Here is a 12,422-nt window from a genome sequence, read left to right as displayed (position 1 = left end):
TGTTACTCGAAAGGAACAAGCAAACAATGTCCGATGATTTAAATACCAGAGTTGCCAATGCAGCACAAGGAATCACCCCCCAGACAAAACCTGATGAACGCCGGCGCTTCTTAGGATCACTACGTGAGCGGGTTTTTGTCAGAATGACAAATGCGGAAGTTGAAAATAAAAAATTAACTGACCTATTTTTAGCTCACTTTCAGGACTATCTTAAATATTCACTTTTAATTAACTGCAATGTAAACGATGACTTTTTAAGTCAAGTAGAAACCCAATGCAGTCAAAATAACATTCCATTTACCATTGTCAGTGACGAAACTGCTAAAACTGGCCCAGATGATACGGCGATTTTGGTAGTTGCGCAAACAGCAATTAATAAAATGCGAATCGAAATTGCGCAAGTTTATCCACCAGAAATACCTAAAACGGAGCTGAGCCAGCCAACTAAGCCTAAAAAAGTCGGTTTTTGGAAACGGATTTTTCATGGAGACAAATAATGAAACCTTTAGCATATCGAATGCGACCACAAAACTTAGATGAAGTTGTGGGACAACAACATTTAATCGGGCCCGGCAAGATAATTCGCCGAATGGTTGAAGCCAAGCTTCTTTCCTCAATGATTCTTTATGGGCCACCAGGCATAGGTAAAACAAGTATTGCTAGTGCAATTGCTGGTTCAACCAAATACGCTTTTCGTAAACTTAATGCAGCAACTGATAGTAAAAAACAGCTTGAACAAGTTGCAGCTGAAGGTAAAATGAGCGGAACAGTAATCCTCCTGCTCGATGAGATTCATCGTTTAGACAAAGTTAAGCAGGATTTTCTTTTACCATTATTAGAATCCGGTCAAATCATTTTGATTGGTGCTACAACTGAAAATCCTTATATCTCGATTTCGCCTGCCATTAGGTCACGTTGCCAAATTTTTGAACTTAAGCCGCTTGCTGAAACTGATGTTGCTAAAGCAATTGACCGGGCTTTAAGCGATCAGACCGAAGGCTTAGGCAAATATAAAGTTAAGCTAACTGCAGATGCCAAGCAATTATTAATTCAAAAAGGAAATGGCGACCTTCGTTCTACCCTGAATGGACTTGAATTAGCTGTGCGTTCTACAAAGCAAGAACTCATTATGGCTAAAAAAGATCCCGAAAAAGGTTTTACTATTAACCAAGACGAGATGGCTAATTCAATTCAAATGCGTAGTCAAAATTTTGATGCTCATGGTGATGGTCACTATGATTTAGTTTCCGCTTTCCAGAAATCAATTCGCGGCTCTGATACGGACGCTGCTTTACATTATTTAGCGCGTTTAATTGAATCTGGTGATTTAATCTCAATCTGCCGCCGGCTTAGCGTAATTGCCTATGAAGATATTGGTCTTGCTAACCCCGCTGCTGCCCAACATGCCATTACAGCCATTCAAGCTGCGCAAAGTTTAGGCTTTCCCGAAGCCAGAATCCCCCTTGCCAGTGCGGTTATTGAATTGTCGTTATCGCCCAAAAGTAATAGTGCGATTAGCGCAATTGATTCCGCTTTAAACGATGTTCGAAGTACTGATTACGGCAGTATCCCTGATGATTTAAAAGATGCACACTATTCTGGAGCAAAAAAATTAGGACATGGCACTGGCTATGTATACCCGCATTCATACTCCGGCGACTGGGTGGCTCAGCAATACCTGCCAGACAAATTAACTGGTAAACAATATTTTGCGCCCAAAGGAAATTCAAAAATAGAAAAAGCCCTTAAAAAGCAATACGAGATTTTACGACAAATGCAAGACGAAGGCTTACGTAAAAAGTCTCATAATTAAGTCCAGTCATGCATTTTTATAATACAAAGAAGCCGTAAACCGACTTTATCGGTTTACGACTTCTTTTTTTATCGCTTATTTAAAACTAGAAGTTAGCAGCTTTCACGAATTTATTGATATCGCAAATATAATATTTGTGACCATTAATCTTGATTGGATCACCATAAACTCTTATCTGCTGACTCTTTCTTAGCATTCTTCTAGTTTGACGCTTTCCGTGTTGATTATAAATATATGCATTGTGCTTTAACGCAACACTTTGACCATCAATATTGTTGGCAGCAATATACAAGCCATCACTCAAACGATAGAATGGACGACCATTGATAGTCGTTTGTTTTTCAAAATTAAGCTTTGAGCCTGCCAAAACAATTAATCTGTTAGCTCGAATACCACTTTGATTATACAGATATGAATTATGCATAACTCTTTTTTCAATGATATTTTGGCTAGTTAAAGCGCTGGATGCGGCAACATTAGCCGTTTGAGCATTTTGAATAAGTTTACTGCCAACATTTGCTGCTTTGACATAGCGGTTATGGGCAATAATATAGTATTTCTTGCCTTTAATTGTAACTTGAGAGCCGTAAGTTTTAATTTGCTTGCCCTTATAACGGATACCTGCACTCATAATTCGTTTGCCATGCTTATTATAGACAAAGGCATTATGACGTAAAATCCGGCTAGTAGATTGCACATTACCAACAGCTAAGTAATACTTCTTCTGCTTTGCACCTTGATCTACCAAAATGTAGAAATCGCGGCCATTAATTCGGGTAATGCCATGACTGGTAACGATTGAGCCAGCACCTAAAATAATTTGATTATCACGCTGACCATTAGCATTGTACAAGTATGCATTGTGCATTAACATTACTTCTTCTGTCTTATTCTCAGGATTCTTATTATCCGGATTAGTTATTGGATTAACAACAGGATTACTAATATTGCTATCTTTTGGATAATTGTTTTGCAAAATCTCGGAAATAGTCTTAGGGTCAGAACTAATTAGGGATAAATGACTAACTGCTTGCGTAATTAGTGCTTTAATTTGCTCAGGATCGGATATCGAAGCAAGATTATCAGTTAAAGTTTTTCCTTGCTTAGCAATTTCCTTAGTAAGAATTGCCTTGTCAGCAGCCGAATAATCAGATCCGTCCTTATGCTTGAGTTCAGCCACAACTTTTTGTGCACTACTGATTGCGTCCGTAATTGCTGCATTAGCTATTTCCTTAATTGCAGTTAGCTTATCAGCCTCAATTGCTTCAGGTGTGTCACCTGTTACATGTTCATGATCGTTATATGCTTTAGCAGTAGCTGCAGTAACTGCGTGTGAACCAAACTTTTCATTCAGTTGCTCTAATGCATGTTGATACGTCTCCTTGATTTCTTGGTCTGCATTGTTTTTGGCAAGAGTCTTAGCTTGATTGATATAACTTTCAATGTTGGCTTTAAAATTATCAACTGCAGATTTAATCTGCTCAGCTTTACCTGTAGTATCGCCGACTGGAGCCACAATGTTATCAATCTCATTCCGGCTGCTTTTTGCATAATCATTTACTTTCTCAATTAATTTATCTTTATCCTGCTGACTCAAGCTTTGATGAGAGTTAATTTCATTTTTAGCGCGTTCAAGATTCCGTGAAATCTCTTCCTGTGCATTAAGCTTGTTAATTGCAGTCATTCCTTTGTCGTAAGCGTCATTGATGTTTTCCATCGTATTAGCTTGACCAAATGCACTAATACCGTCATTGATATCCGCAAGATATTGTTTATAAGCTTCATTATTACGCTGCTCATCAGTCAATTTATTAAATTCGGTTTGCAAGCCACCAATCTGATCTGATCCACTCAGAGCATTTTCTTTTGCTTTGGCAAACCAGTCATTTGGCTTATGACCACTTTGCCATAATTCATCAATTTCCTTACCAACATCTTCTGGTATGTCTTTACCTTCATTAACCTTATCACTAGCAGCAGTAAATAGTTGGTCAATTTCTGCTAATGCATCTTTTTTATCATCCGGCGATAGTTGAGAAGCATTAATAATTTTAGATGCTTTGGCCTTTTTAGAAACAAGGTCACGCAGAGCAGTTGACTTATTGCCTTGCTGTTTTGCCTGAGATATTAAATCAGCAAAACCAGCATTAGCAATTATGTCATCTGCTTTCTTCTTAACTTCCTGTTCATCTGAATCGGTAAGATCATTAATAGCTTGCTTACTGCTGTCATATAGTTGTTGCACTTTATTCTTAAATGGTATTTGCTCATCTGGCAACAGTTTAGAATTAATAATAGCGGTTAAAGCAGCAGCTCTTTCATTTTCAAGCTTGGCAATTGCTTCTTGCTTTGCCTGTACAACTCCCGCTTTTTGTTTCGTCAAATTAACAATAACGTCAATTCCCTTTTTACCAAAATCAGGAACTTGTCCTTCAGGTACACTACCGTTTAAAGCTGCACTAATATTAGCTTTGGCGTCATTCAAACTGTCTGGAGTTAAAGCAGTTAAGTTAACGTTATTAATCTGATCAATGGACTTCTTTCTAGCCTGTTCAACCTGATCTTTTAGCGAATCAATCAATTCTTTTGCCAAACCATTCGGATTTTCATCAGATTTTTGATTTTGATCAATGGTCTTCTTAGCTTGAACGGCATAATCATTAATCGCTGCAATCGCAGTGTTCTTCTCAGTCAAAAGATCACTTGGTAATTTAGCATTATCGATTGCTGTAATTGCATTATCTTTTAATGATTGCAAAACAGCAGTCTTATCTGCTTTTAGAATAGCAGAAATACCATTTTGCAGTGCCTGGTCAATCTTATTTTCACCAGCTGTAATTTGAAGTGGATCAAGTTTGGAACTCGGATCAGACAGCGCTGCTTTAATTTCATCCGCATGTTTATTTAACTCGCCAATCAACTCATTTTTCTGCTGGAAGCCATCAGTCAAATTGGTAACGGCATCTTGGGCATCTTTAACAATTTGCTTCATGGTTGAAATTGGCTTTACGCCGGTTTGAGCCGTCTTCACATCGTTAACAGCCTTATCGTGTTCCTTGTCAATCAGACCCTTCATTGTATTAGCTATTTGACTTATTTCTTCAGGGGTCTTACCAATTTGAGCTGCCACCTGATCAACAATTTGATATGCATTCTGACTTGCCTTATCCAAATCACTCAGGGCCTTGTTTAACGCTTCAGATTGATCAAGATCTGTCTTAATCTGATCTAAACTTGTCTGCCCATTTCCTTTAGCAAGTCTTACTTCATCAATACTGCCTGCACCATCAAGAGCCAAATTGATAGCTGTAAGTGCTTCGTTAACTTGATTGGTTAAGCGATCATATTGTGTTTGATCAATCAAATGATTTTGCCACGATTGACTAATTTGATCTTTGAGTTTACCGGCCTGTTTAGTCAGGTCATCCCTAGCTGCCACTTTTTCATTTTTCAGTGCCGAATCTTTGGCTTGGGCTACAATACCATTAAGCGCCTTCTCACCAGCTGACTTAGCAGCATCAACCGAATTGACATCAGTGGCTTGATTGATAGTTGCTATTGCATCTTTTAGGCTCTGCTCAATTGCATCTTTTTCCTTGGGAGCATTATCGCGCGCCTGATTGGCAATATTATTGAGCTCAGTTATTGCCTTATTTTTAGCAACTTGCAACTTAGCATCTATCAATGCTTGATTAATGTTTGCAATTGCTTCTGCCTTTAAACCGGCAATATCTTTTGCATCAGCACCACTAATAATACCTTTTGCAGTATCATAAGCATTTTGTGCTTTTTGTTGGAAAGCAGCTACTTGTTCTGGAGTTAATCCCTGTTTTCCATTCTCATCTAAAAGATCAGCAATTTGCTTAAGAATTCCTTCCGTGCCAGTTTCAGGATCACCATTTAAAATAGCAGCCAATTCATTTAAAGCAGCTTCTCGCTGTTTCTTAGTATTTTCAGAATTAGCAATCGAAATAACGTTGTTAATGCCATTAAGCGCATTTTTTTCATCTTTAGCAACAAGTCCAGCATCAGTTTCAGCATCAATGTTAGCCAAACCTTGTTTAACCACATCGTTTAAAGCAGCTATATCTTTTGCATCTGTTAATTTAGTATGAGCATCAGCGCTGGCCTTCCTGATATTAAGTTTTGCCTGTGCTTTATTGATTGCTAGTGATGCTTCTTGTTCAATAGTTGTAATTTGATGGTTGCCATCAACTAATGCATCGCTTACTTCAGACTTATTCTTAGCTTTATCAATTTTTGTCGTAGCAGTTGTTAATGCTGTATCGATTAACTGTCCGCTATTCGTCGCTTTTTCGTAAGCACTACTTGCATTATCATAATCTTCTTTAATTGCTGCTTTTTCAGTGGTAGTCAAATTAGGATTATTTTGAATAAAATCATTATAGTCTTTAATAAACTGATCATATTGAGTTTTTAGATCGCTCTTAGCACTATTAGCCGCTGTTGTGATTGAAGCTTTCGCCTGTTCTTTTGAGCCTGCAAGGTCTAAACTTTCTGCAGCAATTTTATCAATTGCATTTTCTCCGTCAGTTTCCGCCTTTTTGGCATCTTGTTCGGAAGTAGCCTTTCCAATATTTTGGATTGCAGTTGCCGAAGCATCTTCAATCTTTGCAATTGTTTCTTTCTTAGCATCATCTGTTAGAGTGCTAGAATTATTAATTTCCTGAATTACCTTGGCAACGTGATTGTTTAAGTTCTGCTGACTGATGGCAATAGCAACATTGACATCACTAACAATGTTTTTAAGCTCTGTTACCCCATCATCGGCACTTTGTTTAATTTGCTCAATCGTTTCCGGATTAGGGTCCTTTATTGCAGCATATGACTTATCATAGCTATCTTGAACCTCTTTCAAAAACTTATTCTTAGTTGGAAGATCAATGCTATCAAGCTTATTAATTTGATCAGTCACAATGCTCTTAGCAGTATTTAACTTGTTCCAAGCTTCCTCTTTAGCTCCTTGAAATGCTGCTGTCGTACCAATATTAGCTAATTTTGCCTTAGCAACATCTTTTTGGCGATCAATACCGTCAATAGCAGTCTCGGCCTCAATTGCTATTTTAGCTTGAGAAAGTGCATCTGTAATTTGGCTTTCATACTGATCTTTTTCTACGCCAGACAGTGAGGCATTAGCCTTAATTTCGGCTACTGTAGAATTAGCCAACCGGTCAAGTTCAGCCAAAGCATCCTGCTTATGCTTTGCTAGTTGCTGAACTTCTTCATCATCGGCAATACTATTAGCAACATTGTTCATGCTATTAATACCCAGCGTGCTATCTGAATTGATGTCAACAATACTGGTATCATTTTTAACTAGACCAACAGCCTTATCATAATAGCCCGTAATTGAATCAATGTATTTTTGTGCACTTTCCTTACTTATCTTATGATCCGTTGAAGCTTGCTCAATTACTGCAACATTTTTCTTTTTGGCAGTTAACAAATCATTGATTGCTGCTGATCTTGCAGCCTCAACTAAAGCCTTGGTAAGAGCATCCTGAATATCGACTTTTCCTTGATTTGCAGCCGCATTTAAATCTGTAGTATTTTGTGCGGCCTTAATCTGGGTTGTTGCCAACTGTTCAGCTTGATTAATTAGATCATTATAATATTCTTTATTAGTGGAACTTAATTGCTCATCACTAATTTTACTAATTTGATCACGAGCATCCTGTGCCTGCTTACTAATACTAGATAAGGCAGCTTCTTTTTGTGCTTTAAATTCGGTAGAAACTTTTCCAGTTGCATCCTGAAGAATGTTATCGATTTGAGAAACCAGTGCATCTGCTAACTTGCTGATAGCAGAAGTTGGCGTTTTTTCTACCGCATTATTGTAACTAACAATTGCAGCAGCAATTTGATCTTTAAAGCTCTGCTTTTCTTGATCATTTAAAACATCTAACTCGTCAATCTTTTTATTGACATCATTTTGCTTAGCAACGATTGCATCATTGGCGTTACTGATGGCATTATTGCGCTGAGCAGTTTCATTAGCAGCTGCTTGCAAATCTGCTAATGCTTTAATTCCTTCACTAATATGCGTCTTTATTTCACTAAAGTCTTGACTAGTGTCAATTAAATCGCTATAGCCAGTTTTGTCTTGTGAAGTTAATAAGTTATTAGCTTCTTTTTCCTTATTAGCAATATTCTCACTTGTTAAACCAGAAATATTTCTAATATTATCTAAAACAGTATCACGTTTGTCCTCAAGTCTCTTTTTTGCGAGAATTTTAACTTCATTTAAAATATTTTCTTTTGCAGTTGCTTTGGCTGCAGAAACTTTTTCGGCAATATCAGCAATAGAACCATCTTGATTCTTGTCGCTTACTGCATCTATATTGGCAGTACCATTTTTTTGCTCGGTGCTAATTTTGTCATTTTCAGCAGTAGTTGTTTCTAATGCCTGCTCAATCTCATTAACATAAGCGGCAAGTTCAGCTTTAGCAACTTCCTTTTCAAAGAGATTCTTGGCCTGCATAACTTTATTTGCTATCTCTTGATCATTGTTACTACCATAAATTGATTTATTTTCATCAAAAGAAGGAGAATCTTTTTGAGCAGTCGCAACTAACACAGCTTGATCAATTGCATTTAGGTACTTTTGCTGTTCATCAACGGTCAAGCCACTGTTTTGCAGTTTCAGTTTAGCAGCACTGGCAGCATTAGCTATTTCGATTTTAGCAGCGGCAAGTGTCTTTTCATTATGGACATTGGCAATAGCATCCCTTCCTGCAGAACCATCGTGATCACTACCAGCAAGAATTGCACTAACAGCTTGATTTAAAGCGTCCTTAATCTCACTAGCATCTTGGCTGTGCTGCTCAATTTGCTTATTGGCTTCTTGCTCAACTAATTTTATAGCCGCAATTTTATCTTGAATTGATTTTAAATTACCTTTAGCTTGTTCAACTGCAGTCTTGACTTGGTCTTCATTTTGAGCTAGATCAATGGTACCGTCTTGTTTGATAGCATCATTGACCGCAGTAATTTCTTGGCTATCAATCAATCCATTAATTGCAGTTTGTTGCGTTTCAGTTAAATTATTATCTCCCCCTGCAGTCTTTAAATCATCTTTAGCTTTCCTTAACGACTCACTCAGTTCTTGTTTAGAATTATTCTTATAAGATTTTACGACTCCTTTAATATTCTCTTTTTCACTAGCCAAAATGTCAGCTAAATTATCTGCAGTAGTAGTAGATGACTTAATATTGTTTGTAGCAGTTACCAACGCTTGGTTAATTTTGTCTTTAATTGATGGATAAGCAGCCGACTGATCATTAGCTAATGACTGTAATTCGTCAATTGCCTTAGACTTTTGGGTTTGTAAATTATCATGGGCATTAGCCGTATCAATTGCCGCTTGAATTATTGCCAGCGCTTTCTTTTGCCTACTACTTACGGACAAATGATCTTTTGCCCCATATACAGAAGTATTTTCATCATAACCCTTTTCGGTTGGTTGTTTCGTGTAAGCATCTGCCTGGGCCATTGCTTGGTTGAAAGCAGCAGCCTGCTCTGGAGTTAGGCTTGCCGGTAAATTATTTTTAGCTTGGGTAATTGCTGCTTTGATTGCTTGTGCCGCTTCTTTTTGCGCATTAGCTAATGAAGCAATTTTCAAGTCAATTGCAACTGGCCGTGATCCTTCATCAAGAGCGAGCGGATCATATTCGACGAAGTTAGCATGCGGTGTCAATAAAATTTGAGTTTTTTCATCAAGATTAGCTGTAGTTGATGTCGGTAAAACTAACCTAAAGGAACCGTCATTGTTGACTTCGGCAGCAAATTGCTTTTGTTTAAGACTTCCATCGGAATCTGCGGTTTTACCATATGGGCTCTCAATCATATTGCCATTTTTTTCGTTTTTCGGGAACCAGCTAGTTATTTTGCCACTAGGACTCTTTAGGCTAGCTAAAATATAGGCATTAGTTCCGCCCGGAAGAATCTTATTGAATAAGCCATCACTTTCGGGTCCATCCTTGCTTTCTTGATAATTTAGCACAGATCCAGGAGCACCAACGACTTCTCTTGAGCCATCTTCATTGGTGACAACACTAACTTTAGTTGGATCTATGTCTAAAAAGCCACTTGTATTAGCTGGAATAAAGCGAGCGTTGTTATATCCGGGAAGTAAGCTATTAGCAAAAATCTTCGAAATTACTTGAGCAAAGACTGTATCAAAAGTTGAATTTTGTTTACCTGCATCTTCTAAAATTGTCTTTAAGAACGGTATCTGGTTTAAAATAGCTGAAACAACAGGTTTTTTCTCTAACTCTTTTACATAATCAGATGTAATCTTGGTATTACCATTCAACATTTCAATTTTATTAACGTTGAGTGTGTCACTACCCTTTTGAACCTGCAAAACATGGTATGGCGGAAGCGCAATTGATCCCGTAAGACCAATCCCATTGAGTAAGTCACCTAGATCAAGTGCCTGGCGGACGTTAGTAATTGAAATCTTATTGTTCCCGATAATGCTGGTTCCTGGATTCTTATTTAAATGTGCATCCAATATTAAGGAACGAGGGTTATTAACAATAATTGAACCACCCTGGCCAGTATCCACCAAGATAATAGCGTTTCTACCAGTATCTACTCCTTCTAGCCGAGCTTCAAAACTACCATTTTGAACAGTAGCAGTTCCTTCAATCAGAACCAAAGTATCGTTATATACGCCCATGTTCTGGCCAATGATGGTTAAAGAACCTCTTGGCCGAATATTAATGTCGCCACCATCATACAATAAATTTCTTCTCTTATTAAAAGCAGCAATATCACCATTAGTATTAATTTTGACATTTCCGCCATTTAGAATATTAAAGGCGGAAGTGTTACCCTTAGTGGTTTTATTAATATAAATGGCAGAAGCCTGTTTGTAATCGTAATCTGAAAAGATACCTGAACCAATATTAATATTCAAATCGCCTTGAACATTAACCGTTTCTTTATCGCCTCGCATTACGATTGCAAAAACAGTTCCAGTACCTTCTGCTGGATTAGCTTTAGTCGCATTAATACCATCGGCGTTACCACGAGGATCTAAGTTGACTGTTGCACCCTTAGCTACGTTGACGGTATTATTGCTACCATCCATCTGAATGATGTTACCCGCAATTGTTTTGCCGATAAAGTTACCTTCGTCAAAATCAATTGTATTATCAGATTTGGTAAACTCAAATAATTGCTGGTTATCTCCATTGGAAGCAGTAGTACCAGGATATGGGCAATGAATTGTTTCCGCCACGTTTTGGTCACCAACAAAATGGATGTGCGTTCTAGAACTTGAATAAACCATCTGTGAACCATGGAAATTAACGTTTTTAAACGTAATTACGGCTTCTTTTTGATTACCAACATTAGCCGTATCAATAACACCAAAGAAATCAGCACTGTATAACTCTAAATTTTCATAGGTCAAGTCTAGAGAATTAGCAGAAGTTAAGTTAGGATGGTTGCCTTTAAAATCAATTTTGTGTCTACCCAAACCAGACGATTTAATCAGCAATTTTCTTCCTGTAAAATCAAAACCGGTAGTGCCATTATCTTGGTCAGCTGAAATATCATTCATAATATCGATTTCGTTAATTGTCGTATTAGCAGGAATCTTTTTTTGCTGATAGGCATTAACAAATTGACGCCAATTATATACCTTAGCAACATTGCCTTCTACTTGCGGTGTATCACCTATTATATCCACCAAGCCTAGATTTTGGTTAGCTTTAGGTTGTTGTTTGGCCGGCTTAATCGGTTGCTTATTGGAAGAATCATCTGGCAGCTTATTTTGCTCTAAATCATTATTAGTTTGGTCGTCTTTATTTTGCTTATCTTGCTTTTGGTTACTATTACTAGTTCCAGAGTTAGCAGAAGCATTGTCATTTGTATCATTATTTTCCTTAGAGTCGGCCACTTCAGTAGAAGAATTACTCTTTTCTGTCTCTTCATGGTTAGGAGCAGATGAATCATTAATAGCTCTTTGGGTGATTTTCGACACCTTACTGTCCTGCTTTGTTTGAGAAGCTGAAGATTGATCAACATTGCTTTCTTTAAAAAACAAGCTTAAACCAGAATATGTTGTCAAATCTGGCTTATTACTTTTTTCTTCATTTAAGTCAGTATGATTATTTTCTTTTACTACATTATTTGCCGTTTTGGTAGTCGAATCTGTGGCAACCTGACTTGTTTGTTGTTCAGGACTAATTTCGCTTGCCTTAACAGATTCAGCATTTATACCGAAAAATGAAAAGCCTAATAAAACAGAAACTGCACCAATACTCAATTTACGAATTGAATACTGGTCATGCTTATCTTGCATTTCCATTTGCTTCAATCGTTCTTGAAAATTATTTTTACCTAACATACAGATATCCTTTCTATTAACCATAGCCTATACATCTATACCGTAATATCTGTAATTATTAAAGTCAATTTTAAAGCTTTTTTAATATATTTTATAAAAGATTATAGTAAAAGTAATTATTAGAACGCTAAAATTATTATCATCATAGGCCTATTTTTCCTATTTTTTTATTAATAAATCTAGTTTATACGTATCTATGTATACATATAATATAAGACAAAACTAAAT

At 37.1% G+C, this 12,422-nt stretch carries 3 protein-coding genes; 2 read left to right on the top strand and 1 reads right to left on the bottom strand.

Annotated elements, in window-relative coordinates; translation table 11 throughout:
- The first annotated feature begins 26 nt into the window (after positions 1-26).
- Positions 27-497: a YueI family protein gene (locus tag J3U54_RS04455; RefSeq protein WP_220221064.1), complete on the top strand. Its 471-nt coding sequence runs from the start codon at positions 27-29 to the stop codon at positions 495-497.
- Positions 497-1,813, top strand: a complete 1,317-nt coding sequence (locus J3U54_RS04450; RefSeq protein WP_103751506.1) for a replication-associated recombination protein A — start codon at positions 497-499, stop codon at positions 1,811-1,813. The genes J3U54_RS04455 and J3U54_RS04450 overlap by 1 nt, the downstream gene beginning before the upstream one ends.
- 85 nt (positions 1,814-1,898) lie before the next feature.
- Here the strand turns inward: J3U54_RS04450 and J3U54_RS04445 are convergent, their stop codons facing one another.
- Complete coding sequence (locus J3U54_RS04445; RefSeq protein WP_267385233.1) at positions 1,899-12,218, bottom strand: SLAP domain-containing protein; 10,320 nt, start codon at positions 12,216-12,218, stop codon at positions 1,899-1,901.
- Positions 12,219-12,422 lie beyond the last annotated feature (204 nt).

This window comes from Lactobacillus sp. B4007, from assembly GCF_026535895.1.
Lineage (GTDB): Bacteria > Bacillota > Bacilli > Lactobacillales > Lactobacillaceae > Lactobacillus > Lactobacillus panisapium.
This window is presented reverse-complemented; position numbering and strand designations above follow the sequence as displayed.

Coding starts and splice junctions, on each gene's coding strand:
- J3U54_RS04445 (WP_267385233.1), bottom strand. CDS start 12,218: ATGGTTAATAGAAAGGATATCTGTATGTTAGGTAAAAATAATTTTCAA.
- J3U54_RS04450 (WP_103751506.1), top strand. CDS start 497: ATGAAACCTTTAGCATATCGAATGCGACCACAAAACTTAGATGAAGTT.
- J3U54_RS04455 (WP_220221064.1), top strand. CDS start 27: ATGTCCGATGATTTAAATACCAGAGTTGCCAATGCAGCACAAGGAATC.